This is a genomic window from Actinomycetota bacterium, assembly GCA_018334075.1.
Lineage (GTDB): Bacteria > Actinomycetota > Coriobacteriia > Anaerosomatales > UBA912 > JAGXSC01.
Genome location: JAGXSC010000010.1, coordinates 83189 through 100335 on the forward strand (window position 1 = coordinate 83189; position 17147 = coordinate 100335).

Here is a 17147-nt window from a genome sequence, read left to right on the forward strand (position 1 = left end):
AACTTGCGCTGGCTACCAACGGTAATGGCTAAAGGCCCTGTTGGACTCGGCCATCTTGTAAAGATCCTCACGCTTCTTGACCGATGCGCCAGTTCCGTTAGAGGCATCGAGTATCTCATTGGCAATGCGCTCGGACATCGTCTTCTCTCTCCTCTTGCGGGCAAAGTTGACCATCCAGCGAATCGCTAGTGTAGTGGAGCGTCGTGAGTTCACTTCGATAGGAACCTGGTATGTGGCACCGCCAACCCGCTTTGGACGAACCTCAAGGGTGGGCCGCACATTGTCCATGGCCTTCTTGAACGTGGCCAAAGGATCGGCTCCGGACCGGCTCTCAATGAGCGCAAATGCGTCATACACCATGCGCTCGGCAATAGAGCGCTTGCCGTGGAGGAGAACCTTGTTGATCAACTGGGTGATCAACTTGTTGTTGTATTGTATGTCCCCGACTATTTCACGTCGGGTTGCTGCAGCACGCCTTGGCATTCTTCACTCCTCGGGTTGTAGCAAACCGCGAAAGACACTCTCCCGCGATCAGCTTTCCATCCATCGACTATTTCGGCTTCTTGGCTCCATACCGGGACCTTGCCTGAACCCTGTTATTGACACCCGCAGCGTCAAGCGTTCCCCGAATTACCTTGTACCTGACTCCAGGAAGATCTTTTACGCGGCCACCCCGAACCAGGACTATGGAGTGCTCCTGAAGGTTGTGTCCGATTCCCGGAATGTACGCCGTGATCTCCATCTGATTGACCAGGCGGACCCTGGCAACCTTTCTCAAAGCCGAGTTAGGCTTCTTGGGCGTGGTTGTATAAACACGAGTGCAAACCCCACGCTTTTGGGGATTTCCCTTGAGGGCCGGAGTAGAGCTTTTCGTAGCTTTGGCCTTACGGCCCTTGCGGACCAGCTGATTGATAGTGGGCAACGCTTCTCTCCTTCATTCGTACGATATTTATGGCTACTGGCGCAATCTGACACCAAGTAAAACCACAACTGGGGACTGTATCAGTCGACACTAAGGATGTCAAACGCCACGTACCCGGGCGTGTCCATGCTTGTCTCCTGAAGCAAACCGCAAAAGCCGGCACCGCAGGGTCTCTGCGACGCCGGCTCCTAAATCACGCGAGGGTATGTCCTGCCGACTCGAGTCGAGCGCGTATCTCGCTTATAGACTTTGCTCCCAGTCCTTCAATTGAGAGCAGGCCGTTGCTTCCCTTGTTCAGAAGCTCGCCGATGCTCATTACTCCAGCGCTGATCAAAGCTCTTTCAACTCTGACCGGAAGGCCAAGCTCTATAACCCCGGCATCTGTTGAAAGCGCCTCCTGGCCATCCGACTGAGGTATGGGGCTGTCATCGGCCTCAGGATTCGGGCTCACCTCCATGGCATCAAGGGGCTGTGAGGCACCCTCTTCGGCACTTTGGCCTTTACCCTCGTCCTCGACCTCGGGCTCAAATACTTTATCCGAGAAACCCGACACATCGGCAAAAATATCATCGCCGCCAGCGCTGTCAAAGTCAGCGAAGAACTGTGATGTGTCTCCTCCGAGGAGCTCTGCACTCTCTGACCGCAACGACGGCTTGGGAAGCATGGCATGTAGCTCGCGAAGGTCATCGGGGGCAAACTGTGGTAGCGGATCTTCGGTAGCAGCATCCCACTCTGCCTTTTGGCCCTTATAGGTAAGAGTTACGCCTCGATACCGCTTCATTCCAGTCGCGGCCGGAATAAGCTTCCCGATAATCACGTTCTCTTTCAATCCGAGCAGGCTATCCTCTTTACCCGCAATGGCTGCGTCGGTAAGAACCCGAGTCGTCTCCTGGAAAGAAGCAGCTGACAGATAGCTATCCGTTGCAAGAGAGGCCTTGGTAATCCCAAGGAGAACGGGAGAAGCTGCGCCGGGAGTCCCTCCGTTTGCCATCACCCCTCGGTTCGCCGTCTCAAAGATAAAGCGATCGACAAGCTGTCCAGGCAGGAACTCTGTGTCGCCTGCTTCAATAACAGTGACTCTCTTCAGCATCTGGCGGGCGATCACCTCAATATGCTTATCATTGATATCGACTCCCTGGCTACGATAGACCGCCTGCACCTCATCGACCAGGTAACGAAGCACATCTCCGGATCCCTTTAGGCGAAGCAGCTCATGAATGTTGACGGCGCCCTCCGTGAGCCTGTCACCAACTGCAACTTTAGATCCCGTAACCAATCCATGACGTATACGAGCCCTGGGAACCTGATAGCTTTCCAGGCGCGAACCATCTTGCTTGGTGGTGTCGAGGATGATCAACCTGCAGATGTCGCCTTCTTGCTCGACACTCAACTCACCGGCGACAGATGACAGAACCGCTGCACCCTTGGGATTCTTCCGGGCCTCGAACAACTCTGTCACGCGAGGGAGTCCGTGAGCAGCGCCTTCCTTGTAGTACAGAACGGCTCCCTGCCACTCCAACATATTGCGCTCGGCGCCCGTTATGTCTTTTTCGCCTAATCCTCCAGTATGGAACGTTCTCATGGTCAACTGCGTGCCCGGCTCGCCGATAGACTGAGCAGCTATGATTCCAACTGCGGTACCGATTTCGACCGGAGCACTGCTTGCCAGATCCCATCCGTAGCACTTCTGGCATATGCCGTGCTTCGCGTGACACGTCATCACTGCTCTGACTTCTACGGCCTCTACACCTGCGGCCATAATGGCATCAACATCACTCGGGCGGAGATAGTCTCCACTATCCGCTATGATCTCGCCGGTTGCCGGATCAGCAACTGGACGCAGCAGGCAGCGGCCAACCAGATTACTATCGCCTCGGGCTTCATCCGACTCGAGTTCGAGCGCGATTACAAGCCCTTCATCTGTACCGCAATCTGTCTCCCGGACGATTACGTCTTGTGCTACATCAACGAGCTTCCTTGTTAGATAACCTGAGTCCGCGGTTCTGAGTGCGGTATCGGCCAATCCCTTTCTGGCACCATGCGCAGACAGGTAGTACTCCAGGACCGGCAGTCCCTCTCGGAAGTTGGAAGCAATCGGTCGTTCGACGATAAATCCATTGGATTTGGCCATCAATCCCCGCATTCCAGCAAGCTGACGAATCTGCTTGATGTTTCCGCGGGCTCCAGAGTTAGCCATCATATAGATTGGATTGAACCTGTCGAAACTGGCGGCCATCGCTTCGCCGACATCATCAGTGGCCATCGTCCATATCTCGACGATTTGCCGGTGTCTCTCTCCGCCGGTTATCAATCCTCGATCATACTTTTGGTTGATGTCCTCTACTTTGGAGCGGGCCTTATCAAGAATACCCTGCTTTGCATCGGGTATCTTGGCGTCGTAAACAGAAACGGTCAGTCCCGCACGAGTCGCGTAGTGGAAGCCCAGGCGCTTGAGTTCATCGAGTATGCCAACCATGATATTGGTGGAGTACCGGTTCGCGCAGCCTTCAACTATCTTGGAGATGGCCTTCTTGTCTACATCGTAGTTGATGAAGGGGTGATCCTCGGGCAAGGCGCGGTTGAAGAACACCCGACCCACAGAGGTCTCAAGCCGCTCCCCCGCCTTACGCTCGAAAGCGACGATCTGCTTGCCTTCCCTGCGCTCCTCGACAACGTCTCTGCGCAAACGGACTGAGATCGAGGCCTGCAAATCAAGGCCACTGCGTGCGTCATAGGCCAAAGTGGCCTCGTGCGGACTTGCAAATACCCTGCCTTCCCCAGGCATGCCTTCCCTGGTAGACGTAAGGTAAAAAAGTCCGATGATCATATCTTGCGTAGGCGTGACCACTGGCCGCCCAGTAGCAGGCGACTTGATATTGTTGGTTGACAGCATGAGCACTCTTGCCTCCGCCTGTGCCTCGGCGGAGATGGGCACATGAACCGCCATCTGATCACCGTCGAAGTCAGCGTTGAATGCAGTACAAACCATCGGGTGAATTCTTATAGCCTTGCCCTCCACCAGTACAGGCTCGAATGCCTGTATGCCGAGGCGGTGCAGGGTTGGTGCACGGTTGAGCATGACCGGATGGTCCCGGATCACCTCTTCGAGGACATCCCAAATTACGGGCCTGCCTCTATCCACCATGCGCTTCGCGCTCTTGATATTCTGCGCATAGTCCAGATCGACAAGACGCTTCATGACGAAGGGCTTGAATAGTTCGAGTGCCATGGTCTTCGGCAAGCCGCATTGGTGCAACTTCAGTTCGGGACCGACAACAATAACCGAGCGGCCAGAATAGTCGACCCTCTTTCCGAGAAGGTTTTGCCTAAAGCGCCCTTGCTTGCCCTTGAGCATATCGGCAATCGACTTCAGCGGACGGTTGCCTGGACCGGTTACGGGACGGCCGCGGCGACCATTGTCGAAAAGCGCGTCTACCGCTTCTTGCAACATCCTCTTCTCGTTGTTGACGATGATCTCAGGTGCACCCAAATCAAGGAGGCGCTTGAGACGATTGTTGCGGTTTATAACCCTACGATACAGGTCGTTCAGGTCACTTGTAGCGAAACGGCCGCCATCGAGCTGAACCATGGGCCTGAGATCCGGTGGGATAACTGGAATCGCATCCAGTATCATCCAGCTTGGATGATTGCTTGAGCCCTTCAGGGCGGCAACCACCTTGAGCCTTTTGGTTGCCCTCTCTTTTGCTTGGCCCTTACCTTCCGCGATTATCGTGCGCAGTCCGGCAGCCAACTCCTCCAGATTGATCTGATCGAGGAGATCTCTGATAGCCTCAGCGCCCATTCCCCCACGGAAGTAGTCACCATAACGGGACTTCATCTCCCTATACAATGCCTCGTTTGGAATTAGCATCTTTGGGGTCAACTTCTGGAACGTCTCGAAAGCCTTGCTGTAAAGGTCGCGACGATCCTCGTAGTCCTCGGTAATGTCGCGAATCTCCTGCTCGCACTCTTTTTCAAGCTTTTTGATGCTATCAGCGCCAAGAGGTTCGCCGTCAACATGATCGCCATCCTCGGGATCAACCTCTCCCTTGGCTCTGGCAATCATTTTGTCCCGGTTTTCAATCGTGGCTGCAATTTCCTGTTGCATCTCAGCCTCAAGGCTATCCATATCCGCCGCGAGCTCGTCCCTGAGAACGGGCATGTCAGCCTCACGGTCATCTTCATTTACGCTCGTGATGATGGAGGCAGCGAAATAGAGAACCTTCTCAAGATCCTTAGGAGCTATATCGAGCAAGTAGCCGAGCCTGCTCGGCACGCCTTTGAAGTACCAGATATGGCTTACCGGAGCCGCAAGCTCAATGTGGCCCATCCGATCTCTACGAACCTTCGCCCTTGTGACCTCGACGCCGCAGCGCTCGCACACGATGCCCTTGAAGCGCACGCGCTTATACTTGCCGCAGTGGCACTCCCAGTCCTTAGTGGGACCAAATATCTTTTCGCAAAACAGTCCGTCCTTTTCGGGCTTGAGCGTGCGATAGTTGATAGTTTCGGCCTTTTTGACCTCGCCTTTCGACCACTGCCGGACCTTTTTTGACGATGCCAGTCCAATCCGTAAACGGTCGAAGTTGTTCACGTCTATATCAAGCACGTGCTACTCCTCCTCAGTGAGGTCGTCGGGCAAATCCAGTGCACAAACGTCACTCTCGATCAGTCTCTCCAGATCCACAGTGGAAATCTGTTCCGCCTCAAGCGGGTCCTCGGTTCCCAAATCAAGTCCAAGCTCCTGTGCAGTCTGGAAGATATCGTCCGTATCCTCTTTCAGCCCAATCGCTCCGCCGTCCTCTGACAGAACCTCGACGTCAAGACAGAGTGACTGCATCTCTTTCACAAGCACCTTGAAGGACTCGGGTATCCCGGGTTCGGGTATATTGTCGCCCTTCACTATGCTCTCGTATGCTTTCACCCTACCAAGCACGTCATCAGATTTGATGGTGAGTATCTCCTGCAAGAGGTAGGCCGCGCCATACGCGTACAGCGCCCAAACTTCCATCTCGCCAAAGCGCTGTCCGCCGAATTGCGCCTTACCTCCGAGAGGCTGCTGCGTTATCAGGGAGTATGGGCCCGTAGAACGAGCGTGAATCTTGTCATCTACCAGGTGCAGCAGCTTGAGAATATAAATCTGACCTACGGTTACAGGCTCCCTGAACGGCTCTCCTGTTCGACCGTCAAAGAGGGGCGCCTTGCCCTCTGGAGTCAAGCGAGGAACTGAGCTCTCGATGACCTTGTCGCCATAGCGAGCCTTGGCTTTCATCAGCATGTTGTTATTGGCCGCTCCTAGAACCCTCGATATCTCTTCTTCTTTTGCCCCGTCGAAAACCGGAGTAGAAACGAAGTTCGGGCCCTCTACCGGCTCCTTCTGCTTTTCGTCATCGGACCAGCCCACAAACGAAGCCCACCCAAGGTGGGTTTCGAGTAGCTGCCCGATGTTCATTCGGCTAGGCACACCCAGCGGATTGAGGATGACATCCACTGGCGTTCCGTCCGCAAGGAAAGGCATATCTTCCACCGGGAGTATCTTCGAGATTACACCTTTGTTGCCGTGTCGACCGGCGAGCTTGTCGCCCTCGGAGATCTTTCGCTTCTGGGCGACCTTGACACGGACTAGCTCGTTTACGCCAGGCGACAGATCATCTCCGGCAGCACGACTGAACTTCCTGATACCGATTACACGCCCAGTCTCGCCGTGCGGTACTCGAAGTGAGGTGTCCCTGACTTCACGTGCTTTTTCGCCGAAAATCGCTCGAAGCAGCCGCTCCTCGGCGGTAAGCTCCGTGTCACCCTTCGGCGTGACCTTACCTACAAGTACATCTCCGGGGAATACCTCCGCGCCGATGCGGATGACCCCATCCTCATCGAGATCTGCAAGAATCTCTTCGCCCACGTTGGGGATTTCCCGAGTGATGTCCTCGGGTCCCAACTTGGTATCGCGCGCTTCGACCTCGTACTCCTCTATATGGATGGAGGTCAGGAGATCCTCTTTCACCAAGCGCTCAGAGAGAATAATGGCATCTTCGTAGTTGTACCCCTCCCAGGGCATAAACGCCACGAGAAGGTTCTGTCCCAAGGCTAGCTCGCCCTGATCACTTGATGGTCCGTCAGCCAATACCTCGCCCGCCGAGACCGTCTGTCCCTCGGCGACTATAGGCCGATGATTGATGCAGGTACCCTGGTTTGAGCGAACGAACTTCGGCATGAAGTACTCGTCGGCGCCCTTGCCATCAGCGGCACGAACAACAATCTTATTGGCGTCGGCATACTCCACAACGCCATCCCGGTGAGCCAGCAGAACCTCGCCGGTGTCAGTCAGGGCGCGATGCTCAAGGCCGGTGCCGACCAGCGGCGCCGAGGTGCGTAGCAGTGGAACGGCTTGACGCTGCATGTTCGAGCCCATGAGCGCTCTGTTTGCGTCGTCGTGCTCCAAAAACGGAATCAGCGCCGTCGCCACCGAGACCATCTGCCTAGGCGAGACGTCCATATACTGGACGTTGGCGGGCTCGACCTCTTCCGGGTCACCGCCCCGCATACGGCAAAGAACCCTGGCGCCGAAGAACTTGCCCGTCTTCGGATCAAATCGCTCGCTTGCCTGGGCGATTACGAACTTTTCCTCGATGTCCGCGGTCAAATACTCAATCTCATCTGTAACCTTGCCGTTCACAACCTTGCGATACGGAGTTTCGATGAATCCGTACGCATTGATGCGAGCAAACGTTGCCAGTGAGCCTATAAGACCGATGTTCGGTCCTTCAGGAGTCTCGATCGGGCACATCCGCCCATAGTGGCTGGGGTGGACGTCCCTGACCTCAAATCCGGCTCGCTCACGCGTAAGTCCCTTCGGGCCAAGGGCCGAGAGTCTGCGCTTATGAGTCAAGCCAGCAAGCGGGTTGGTCTGATCCATGAACTGCGAAAGCTGCGATGAGCCGAAGAATTCCTTTATGGCCGCAACGATGGGCCGTATGTTGACCAGTGATTGCGGGGTGATTTCCTCCACGTTTTGAGTGGTCATGCGCTCCCGAATGACACGCTCCATTCGAGCCAACCCGATCTTGAATTGATTCTGAATCAGCTCACCCACACTGCGAATACGTCGATTGCCAAAGTGATCGACATCGTCAACGTAGTAGCCCTCTTCTCCCTCAAGGAGCTTAACGAGGTACTGCGTGGCGGCCAAAATATCATCGTTTGTAAGAGTTGACTGGGTATCAGGCAGATCCAGTCCCAGCTTCTTGTTGATCTTGTATCGGCCAACCTTGCCAAGATCATACTTTTGCGGATTGAAGAACAGCTCGTGCAAAAGATCTTGACCGGCCTTTGCCGTTGACTGCTCGCCTGGCCGCAGCTTTTCGTGTATTGCCTTCAATGCCTCTTCCCGAGTATCCGGCGGACGCTTACCCTTGTCCAGGGTGCGAAGGATGCACTCCGAGTTGTCGAACAGCTCGAGAATCTCTTCGCGAGTCTCGGCGATTCCCAAAGCCTTGATTAGCAACGTCGCAGACATTCTGTGCTTGCGGTCTATGCGAACCAGGATGTCCTTGTGCCTGCGATTGCCCTCCAGCTCGAGCCACGCACCCCTCACGGGGATTACCTTGGTGCTGTAGCGGATTCGATCGGCAGGGCTCGTGTAGTCGGCGGGCTTGGTTCGACTGGAAGATGATGTGAAGTCCTTGACGGCGCCAGCATAGTATATGCCGGGCGAGCGAAGTAGCGACGAAACCACAACTCGCTCAGTGCCATTAATGACGAAGGTTCCGCGATCGGACATCAGCGGAATGTCGCCCATGAACACCTGCTGCTCTTTTACCTCACCGGTATCTTTGTTGATGAGTTGGATCTCAACGAAAAGAGGCGCCTGATATGAGAGATCCTTGTCCTTGCACTCTTCGACTGAGTACTTAGGATCACCAAACTCATGACCGACAAACCTGACGGCCAACGTGCCAGTGAAGTCTTCGATCGGCGAAATCTCCGCGAATGCGTCCCTCAATCCATCCTCAAGGAACCAATCAAAGCTGTGTTTCTGAATCGCTATCAAATTCGGAAGTTCCAGCACCTCTGGAATTTTTGCAAACGTACGGCGCTGGCGTTTACCAACATTACCGGCGAGGGAACCTTGTCCGCTGAGCACCAGGCAATTCCTCCTTCAAGGATGAGCTTGTGACAAATAATCGCAAACTACGATATTACCTAAGGTGTATTAGATATGCAATAAGAAAGTTGGATTATTCTCAATTTCTTCCGAAAGCAAAGAACGGCTGGTCCGTGAGTTGGATGCCAGCCGTTCTCGTACCTCCCAAAAAATGGCTCTCGGAGAAAAAGAGACTCCTAAACCTGAGGTGCTAGGCAAGCTCTACAGTGGCTCCAGCCTCTTCGAGCTTGGCTTTGGCCTCATCGGCACGCTCTTTGTTCACTCCGGACAGAACTGCCTTCGGAGCCGAATCAACGACCTCCTTGGCCTCTTTCAGGCCGAGGCTACCGTCAAGCTCACGTACTACCTTGATTACCTGGATCTTCTTGTCGCCAGCGTGGGTGAGGACAACGTCGAAGCTGTCCTTCTCCTCGGCGACGGCTTCACCACCAGCTGGCGCAGCGACCATGGCCGCTACGGGAGCTGCCGCAGAAACCCCAAAAACGTCTTCCATCTCTTTTACCAGCTCAGCGAGCTCGAGCGCCGGAGCGTTCTTTACCCACTCCAATACTTCTTCACGAGTAATGTTTGACATCTTCAACTGTCTCCTTCTTCTCTTTCACTTCGGCGTCCGCCGAGAAGCGGCGCCCCCAATACCAACATTTTCACTTCAAAATCACGCAGCGGCCTTTTGATCGGCGACTGCCTTGATAACGCGCGCAAACGCGCCGGCCGGTGCATTTGCCATGGCCATAAAGCCACGAACCGGGCTGACCATCGCGCCCATCAGCTTTGCAATCAGCTCTTCGCGAGAAGGCAACATAGCAATCGCCATGATCCCGCTTGCATCCATCAATGCGTTCTGAACAAATCCGCCCTTGATCTCCAGCGCGGCGTGGGCCTTCGCGAATTCGGATAGAGCTTTAGCAGGGGCGGCCGGATCCGCGTCAACGAACACAAGAACGGTAGGTCCGGACAGAAGATCACTCATGTCCGGAAACGCGATTTCTCGCATTGCGATCTCCGTCAGTGTGTTTTTGAACACTTTCACCTGGGCACCAGAGGCGTTCACCTTTATACGCAGCTCTTGCATCTCCTTGACCGACAGGCCTCGGTAGTCAGCCATTATGACTCCAGTTGAGTCGGTTAGCCTCTCTTTGATCTCGGCTACCGCAAGTGTCTTTGGTCCTTTGGGCATCTACTTCCCTCCTTTCATGGTGCGCGCAATCATACTCGCGCGGACCATGCAGTTATAAATAAGCATGGCCCCCGCCAAAATCAGCGGAGGCCACGAAAACTCGGATACTTGTCGCACCGAATCAATGTCACTCGTAGGCTTCCACCTCGGCAGGCGGATCAATATTCAATCGATCCATTAGGCGAAAAAGTTGCACCTGCTGTCTTGGGCGGTCTAAGTTGCACACACATATATAGTTTTGAAGCTCCGACAGTATCGGGCAGGGAGCGAAGAAATGCAAGTATCGTTTATGGTTCGGGTACAATAAAGGACATGGAACTCGATGTACCGCCTCATGGTAAATCGGCTCGCTCCGAAGATATATCGGAGGTCAGAGCCGCTCTCGACAACGCTCTACTCTCTCGCGATCGGGCCACTGCGCTTGCGGTCACAGCTGAAGCTCTAGACCGAGGTACGATTTCCATTCCCGAGCTTTACACACTCGTGCTCGGGCCTCTGATGACCGACACTGGCACTGCATGGCAGTCCGGCATCACTCGTATCTGGGAGGAGCATTATGCATCGGCGATTGTGCGCACTATCGTCGAATCCTTGGCCACCCGTGTCCTGACAGAGGCTGCCTGCAGGCCTAGCAAGGGCGAAACCGTGCTACTGGCATGCCCGCCCGACGAATACCACGACCTTGGGCTGAGGATGTTTCTGGATCGCATGCTTCTCGCCGGATACGATGCGCACTTCCTCGGCGCGGACACACCGATCGCCGAGATACTCGATGCCGCCGTACGTCTCAACACGTCCCTCGTCATCCTTTCGGTCTCGACCCACTTTCATCGTGTGAGATTGCGTGAAACTATCGCCGTACTATCCAAGAGCCTGCCTGCTGGAACTCGCATTGCCGTAGGTGGACCCGCCTGCGCGAAAAATGCATCGGGCATCGAAGCCTACCTGCTCGACGAGGCTAAACTCGGCTTGGAGGAAGTTCGAGGAGGACCGCCGGAATGCTCTCCCTGAGAATTGCGGTCCGCTTTCTACGCACAAGCCCCGTCCAGTCTGCGCTCATAGTGGCTGGGATCGCTGTCGGCATCGCCACACAGGTCTTTGTGGGCTCGCTCATAACAAGCTTGCAGACCAACCTCGTGAACACGACTATTGGATCAAGCCCACATATTACAATCAGCGCTCGAGAAGACGAAGAACCGGTCGTTTTCAGTGAGCAGCTTAGCTCGCTAATAACCAAAGACGCGCGAGTTGAGCCCGGAACGGTTGTGCCCGTACGAACATCCTCGGCGCTCTTCACCGACGGCGAAAGCAGTGCGCCTCTAAGCTTAACTGCTGGCCGCCTTGGCGAGCTCGATCGTATCTACGCCCTAACCGAGCGTACGCAGAGTGGAGTCCCAAGCCTTGATACAGGTGAGGCCATCGTTGGTATTGACTTTGCGAAGAATAACGGTCTTTCACCGGATGATTACATCTCTATTGTCTTCGCCGAAGGAGGCGGGGCTCGCCTTAAAGTTACCGCGTTCGTCGATTTGGGATCTGCAGCTGCAAACGAGCGGACAGCATTCATAGGGCCCGGACTCTTGCGCGACCTGAAGGGATGGTCATCTGACGAGTACTCGGTCGTTCAAGTCCAGGTGCTCGAGCCCTTCGACGCCGCTACGGTAGCCTCCGAATGGCGCAGAGCACTACCTGGGGTCTCAATATCGGATTGGCAGGCAGAAAACGCTGACCTTCTCACAGCTTTGCAGAGTCAATCAGCATCCTCCTACATGATCCAAGCATTTGTTCTCGTCGCGGTAGCGCTTGGAATCGCTTCGACGCTGGCAATCAGCGCCGTGCAAAAGACGCGACAGATTGGCATCTTGAAAGCGATGGGACTTTCCGACAGGCGCTCCGGAAACATCTTCCTTTGGCAAGCAGCAATACTCGGGTTGAGCGGAACAGCTAGCGGCGTCGCTTCGGGGTATGCGCTAATCTGGGGCTTCTCCTTTGCCCCTGTGCCATTTAGCATCACGCCGGAACCCGGGTTCATCGCGCTATCCTCATCGATAGGCGTTCTGGTGGCACTGCTATCCTCGATCATCCCAACGCGCAAGACATCGCGTCTCGATCCAATCGAGGTGATCCAAAGTGGCTGATCGGCTCCTTCTCGCCGAAGGGCTAAGCAAGGTTTACGGCAGCGGCGAAGCCTCCACAAGGGCGCTCGATGACGTGTCTTTCGAGTTTAGCGAGGGCGAGTTTGCTGCAATCATCGGTCAATCGGGTTCGGGGAAATCCACCCTTTTAAACCTACTCGGCCTTCTTGACACGCCAACATCAGGTAAGGTGCGCTACCGAGATCACGAAACAGGGTCGCTCGGCGCAAAAGCCCGCGCCGAACTGCGAAACGAGCTGATCGGCTTCGTCTTCCAATTCCATCACCTGCTACCGGAGTTCACTGTTTTCGAGAACATTGCCATGCCCGCACTCATTCGCGGCAAGCTATCCATCGCTGACATCCGGGAACGCGCCGAGGAGACACTCGGCCTCCTCGGACTCTCAGGCGTTGAAGAGAAGAGCGCAAACGCTCTGTCGGGAGGCCAGAAGCAACGCGTGGCTATCGCGCGAGCACTCATGAACCGCCCGGCGTTAGTGCTAGCCGACGAGCCGACCGGCAATCTCGATACGACCAACACCGAGCTCGTCTATGAGCTCTTCAGGAAGGTAAGCTCCGAGACGGGCACCGCGTTCCTCATTGTGACACACGATCGAAAAGTCGCCCAACGCACCGACCGGATCCTCGAGGTGCTCGACGGCAAACTAGTGTCAGACGAGCGCAACCTGTATCTGGACTGAGTTAGTCCTGATCCTCTTCGGTGAGGTTTTTTGTCTTACTCGTGTCCACCTTGATTCCAGGACCCATCGTAGAAGATATTGTTATCGACTTCAGATACCTGCCCTTTGCAACGGCCGGCTTCGCCCGAAGAATCTCATCGAGCACTGCCGCATAGTTTTCCACCAAGGCAGAAACCTCAAAGCTGGCCTTGCCGATACCAACATGCGCAATACCGAATTTATCGGCGCGGTATTCTACGCGACCGGCCTTGAGCTCACCGACTACACGTCCAACATCCATCGTGACGGTTCCCAGTTTTGGGTTGGGCATAAGGCCACGAGTACCAAGTATCTTGCCTAGTCTTCCGACCTTACCCATCATATCCGGCGTGGCGATCGTCGCATCAAAGTCGAGAAAGCCCCCTTGAATCTTCTCGATGAGGTCATCGCTTCCTACAAATTCGGCCCCTGCAGCCTCGGCCTCGCGAGCCTTATCGCCTTCGGCGAAAACCAGCACACGAACCACCTTTCCGGTGCCGTGCGGCAAAGAGACACTGCCCCTTACCTGCTGATCAGCTTGGCGAGTATCGACACCTAACCGGAAGTGAGCCTCGACTGTCTCATCAAACTTCGCGGTACTCAACTCTTTCGCCAACCCCACTGCCGCCATAGGGCTGTACAACTTTGAGCGATCAACCGCTGTGGCCGCCTCTTGCATACGCTTGCTTCTTTTCATAGTTCCTCCTTGTGGTCACTGGGTCCATTCAGAACCCTCCCACGCCTGGGTAAGCCTCTCGCCGAGATAAGTTGCGAGGCTATTCCTCTACAGTCACGCCCATCGAGCGCGCTGTACCTTCAACGATCTTCATCGCCGCATCTATGTCATTAGCGTTGAGATCCACCATCTTGGTCTGGGCTATGTCTCTGAGCTGCGCACGAGACAGCTCGGCTACCTTGGTGCGATTAGGGGTCGCCGAGCCAGACTGTATGCCAACCGCCTGCTTGATAAGAACTGCGGCCGGAGGAGTTTTGAGGACATAGGTAAAACTCCGATCCTCATATACGGTAATTTCAACAGGGATAATCGTGCCGACCTTATCCTGGGTATCAGCATTAAAGGCCTGACAGAATTGCATGATGTTCACCTGATGCTGACCTAGTGCAGGTCCAACAGGGGGGGCAGGATTGGCCTGTCCGCCCGTGATTTGCAACTTTATGAAACCAACGACTTTTTTAGGCATTTGTTCTCGTCACGTCCTTACTTTTACAACAATAGCTCTAGCAAAATGGTCGAGTGCGTCTCGCAAAAACCGTTACACCTTGGATACCTGATCGAAACCAAGCTCTACCGGAGTCTCCCGACCAAAGATCGAAACCATTACCTTGATTTTTGCCTGATCGACGTTGACCTCGGAGATGACCCCATCAAACTCGGCAAGGGGTCCGCTATTCACCTTCACTGTCATTCCAGCCGCAAAATCGGTTGAAGTCTTCGGCTTGACCCCAGCTTCGGTTCGCTTGACGATCCGACGGTATTCGTCGCGTGAAAGTGCGACTGGCTTACCCTCGGACCCGACAAACCCAGTGACCCCGGGAGTGTTCCTGACCGCATACCAAGAGTCGTCGGTCAGTTCCATCTCAACCAATATATATCCCGGAAAGACCTTCTTCTCGCTGGTTACTCGCCTTCCACCTTCTTTGATATCGGTTACTGTCTCCTTTGGGATGAGGACCTGAAATATCCTGTCCTCCATGCCCATGGAATTAATGCGATGCTCAAGATTGGTTTTGACTTTGTTCTCATACCCGGAATAGGTGTGGATGACATACCATTTCTTCGTCATTCTCAGCCGCCTAACCTGGCAATAAGTGATACAACGTACACGGAAGCCTGATCAACCAAAAACGTAAATGCCACGAAGAAAAGAAGTGTGACGATTACGACCATGCTCAGGTTCATGACCTCAGGACGAGTCGGCCAAACAACGCGCTTGAGCTCACCGATTACGTCACCAAAGTAACCAGATATGCGCTGAAAGATATTGCGTTTAGCTTTCTTTTCTTTGGACTTGGCCATCTACTACTTCCCAACCGCTACGTGACATTCACTGACTGTTAAACCGGGTCTACATAAATATGGGCCCGCTGGATTCTGGCAGGCCAGGAGGGACTCGAACCCCCAACATCCGGTTTTGGAGACCGGCGCTCTAACCAATTGGAGCTACTGGCCTGAATCACCTTTACGCCCTTAAGGCTACCTCGTCTCCTTGTGCATAGTGTGAGTCCTGCACCACTTGCAGTATTTCTTGAATTCAATCCGCTCGGGATTGTTCTGCTTGTTCTTTTTTGTCGTGTAATTTCGGCGTTTACACTCAGCGCACGCCAGTGTTACCAAAGTTCTCATTATTCCTCCTACCGGCTACTCGCCAGGCAGATCAGACGCCAGGATGCGGGAGGGTAATGTAGCACCCTGGTTTCCGCAATGTCAATGTGGTTACACATCCAGCTCACACCAGACGGGGCCTGGGGATAAAACGGTTCCCAGACCCCGGCCGGGTCAAATAGTACTAAATCTACTTCAAAATCTTTGTTACTCGTCCCGAGCCTACGGTTCTTCCGCCTTCGCGGATCGCAAATCTCAAGCCATCCTCCATCGCGATCGGGGCGATAAGCTCGCCGCGGATCTCCACGTTGTCACCGGGCATTACCATCTCAGTGCCCTCAGGCAGGTGAGCGATACCGGTCACGTCTGTAGTACGGAAGTAAAACTGCGGGCGATACCCATCGAAAAACGGAGTGTGACGTCCGCCTTCTTCTTTGGTAAGCACGTAGACTTGGCCTAGGAACTCGGTGTGAGGAGTGATCGAGCCGGGCTTGCAAAGTACCTGGCCGCGCTCGATATCGGTGCGCGAGACGCCGCGCAAAAGCACGCCCACGTTATCTCCGGCCTGAGCCTCATCGAGGAGCTTGCGAAACATCTCCACACCGGTAACGACGGTCTTGTGGGTATCGCGGATACCGACTATCTCGACGTCGTCTCCGACCTTTACCACGCCTCTTTCAACGCGGCCTGTAGCTACCGTACCGCGACCTGTGATGGTAAAGACGTCCTCTACCGCCATGAGGAATGGCTTGTCGATCTCGCGTACGGGAATCGGAACGTGGCTGTCTACCGCTGCGATAAGCTCAAAGATCGCCTCTTTGGCCGACTCGTCGCCCTCTAGCGCCTTTAGTGCCGAGCCCTTGATGACGGGTGTGTCATCGCCAGGAAACTCGTACTCGTTTAGCAGCTCGCGAATCTCAAGCTCTACAAGCTCGAGAAGTTCGGGATCATCGACCATGTCTACCTTGTTCAAGAAGACCACGATGTGCGGAACGCCAACCTGACGGGCGAGCAGGATATGCTCGCGTGTCTGGGGCATGGGGCCATCCGCTGCCGAGACAACTAAGATAGCGCCGTCCATCTGCGCGGCACCGGTGATCATGTTCTTGACATAGTCAGCGTGACCCGGGCAGTCAACGTGAGCGTAGTGACGGGATTCAGACTCGTACTCTACGTGTGCGATAGCGATAGTGATACCGCGCTCACGCTCTTCGGGGGCTTTATCGATCTGGTCGAAGGGGGTGAAATCAGCCCACCCTTTTTCGGCAAGTGTCTTGGTGATAGCGGCAGTCAGCGTGGTCTTACCATGGTCGACGTGACCGATAGTGCCGATGTTGACGTGCGGCTTGGTGCGCTCAAACTTTTTCTTGGCCATTCAAGTCCTCCTAACGAGACTCGTCGCGGACGCCTGCCGAACCATCCGACAGTATACCGCTGCTTTCAAACCAATCCTTGGCTTCCATTACAACATACATCCAACGCGTATAACCGCGTATTGAGCTTCCTGGTAGCGGTGGCTGGACTCGAACCAGCGACTCCACGGGTATGAACCGTGTGCTCTAACCAGCTGAGCTACACCGCCGTTATCGTCGGAAAACAACGATATTCATGGAGCCCACAACCGGACTTGAACCGGTGACCTCTTCCTTACCAAGGAAGTGCTCTGCCGACTGAGCTATGTGGGCAG

General features: G+C 54.7%; 15 protein-coding genes and 3 tRNA genes. 3 read left to right on the top strand and 15 right to left on the bottom strand.

Annotated features, from left to right (window positions below):
- Positions 1 to 12: 12 nt before the first annotated feature.
- The 6 genes from rpsG to rplJ all read right to left on the bottom strand — a co-directional run bounded on the left by rpsG (position 13) and on the right by rplJ (position 10263).
- On the bottom strand, positions 13 to 483 hold the full coding sequence (gene rpsG, locus KGZ89_02295) for a 30S ribosomal protein S7 (GenBank protein ID MBS3973688.1): 471 nt from the start codon (positions 481 to 483) through the stop codon (positions 13 to 15).
- A 67-nt stretch (positions 484 to 550) separates the two neighbouring features.
- Positions 551 to 922 carry a 30S ribosomal protein S12 gene (gene rpsL, locus KGZ89_02300; GenBank protein MBS3973689.1) on the bottom strand — a complete coding sequence of 124 codons (372 nt, stop codon included), beginning with the start codon at positions 920 to 922 and terminating at the stop codon, positions 551 to 553.
- Between the two features lie 193 nt (positions 923 to 1115).
- Positions 1116 to 5531, bottom strand: a complete 4416-nt coding sequence (locus KGZ89_02305) for a DNA-directed RNA polymerase subunit beta' (protein ID MBS3973690.1) — start codon at positions 5529 to 5531, stop codon at positions 1116 to 1118.
- Between the two features lie 3 nt (positions 5532 to 5534).
- Positions 5535 to 9065, bottom strand: a complete 3531-nt coding sequence (locus tag KGZ89_02310; GenBank protein MBS3973691.1) for a DNA-directed RNA polymerase subunit beta — start codon at positions 9063 to 9065, stop codon at positions 5535 to 5537.
- Between the two features lie 211 nt (positions 9066 to 9276).
- Positions 9277 to 9660, bottom strand: a complete 384-nt coding sequence (gene rplL, locus KGZ89_02315; protein MBS3973692.1) for a 50S ribosomal protein L7/L12 — start codon at positions 9658 to 9660, stop codon at positions 9277 to 9279.
- A gap of 81 nt (positions 9661 to 9741) precedes the next feature.
- A complete protein-coding gene (gene rplJ, locus KGZ89_02320) occupies positions 9742 to 10263 on the bottom strand; it encodes a 50S ribosomal protein L10 (GenBank protein ID MBS3973693.1) in 522 nt (173 codons plus the stop codon).
- A gap of 312 nt (positions 10264 to 10575) precedes the next feature.
- On the opposite strand from rplJ, the gene KGZ89_02325 reads away from it, so the two are divergent.
- The 3 genes from KGZ89_02325 to KGZ89_02335 are packed head-to-tail and all read left to right on the top strand — an operon-like array spanning position 10576 to position 13098.
- Positions 10576 to 11274, top strand: a complete 699-nt coding sequence (locus tag KGZ89_02325; protein ID MBS3973694.1) for a cobalamin-dependent protein — start codon at positions 10576 to 10578, stop codon at positions 11272 to 11274.
- Positions 11262 to 12401, top strand: coding sequence for an ABC transporter permease (locus KGZ89_02330; GenBank protein ID MBS3973695.1), 1140 nt, complete (start codon positions 11262 to 11264; stop codon positions 12399 to 12401). The genes KGZ89_02325 and KGZ89_02330 overlap by 13 nt, the downstream gene beginning before the upstream one ends.
- Complete coding sequence (locus KGZ89_02335; protein ID MBS3973696.1) at positions 12394 to 13098, top strand: ABC transporter ATP-binding protein; 705 nt, start codon at positions 12394 to 12396, stop codon at positions 13096 to 13098. Before KGZ89_02330 ends, KGZ89_02335 begins: the two co-directional genes overlap by 8 nt.
- A 1-nt stretch (position 13099) precedes the next feature.
- Here the strand turns inward: KGZ89_02335 and rplA are convergent, their stop codons facing one another.
- The 9 genes from rplA to KGZ89_02380 form a co-directional block, all read right to left on the bottom strand.
- On the bottom strand, positions 13100 to 13813 hold the full coding sequence (gene rplA, locus KGZ89_02340) for a 50S ribosomal protein L1 (GenBank protein ID MBS3973697.1): 714 nt from the start codon (positions 13811 to 13813) through the stop codon (positions 13100 to 13102).
- Positions 13814 to 13892: 79 nt separating this feature from the next.
- The gene (gene rplK, locus KGZ89_02345; GenBank protein ID MBS3973698.1) at positions 13893 to 14318 is read right to left on the bottom strand and encodes a 50S ribosomal protein L11; all 426 of its coding nucleotides are present in this window, start codon (positions 14316 to 14318) and stop codon (positions 13893 to 13895) included.
- A 72-nt stretch (positions 14319 to 14390) separates the two neighbouring features.
- Positions 14391 to 14921 carry a transcription termination/antitermination protein NusG gene (gene nusG, locus KGZ89_02350; GenBank protein MBS3973699.1) on the bottom strand — a complete coding sequence of 177 codons (531 nt, stop codon included), beginning with the start codon at positions 14919 to 14921 and terminating at the stop codon, positions 14391 to 14393.
- Positions 14922 to 14923: 2 nt separating this feature from the next.
- Positions 14924 to 15154 carry a preprotein translocase subunit SecE gene (gene secE, locus KGZ89_02355; GenBank protein ID MBS3973700.1) on the bottom strand — a complete coding sequence of 77 codons (231 nt, stop codon included), beginning with the start codon at positions 15152 to 15154 and terminating at the stop codon, positions 14924 to 14926.
- Between the two features lie 76 nt (positions 15155 to 15230).
- A tRNA-Trp gene (locus KGZ89_02360) sits at positions 15231 to 15308 on the bottom strand.
- Positions 15309 to 15331: 23 nt separating this feature from the next.
- Positions 15332 to 15481: a 50S ribosomal protein L33 gene (rpmG, locus tag KGZ89_02365; GenBank protein MBS3973701.1), complete on the bottom strand. Its 150-nt coding sequence runs from the start codon at positions 15479 to 15481 to the stop codon at positions 15332 to 15334.
- 169 nt (positions 15482 to 15650) lie between these two features.
- The gene (gene tuf, locus KGZ89_02370) at positions 15651 to 16835 is read right to left on the bottom strand and encodes an elongation factor Tu (GenBank protein ID MBS3973702.1); all 1185 of its coding nucleotides are present in this window, start codon (positions 16833 to 16835) and stop codon (positions 15651 to 15653) included.
- A 130-nt stretch (positions 16836 to 16965) separates the two neighbouring features.
- Positions 16966 to 17042: transfer RNA gene (locus tag KGZ89_02375), tRNA-Met, on the bottom strand.
- A gap of 27 nt (positions 17043 to 17069) precedes the next feature.
- Positions 17070 to 17145 (bottom strand) — tRNA-Thr (locus tag KGZ89_02380).
- Between the last annotated feature and the right edge of the window lie 2 nt (positions 17146 to 17147).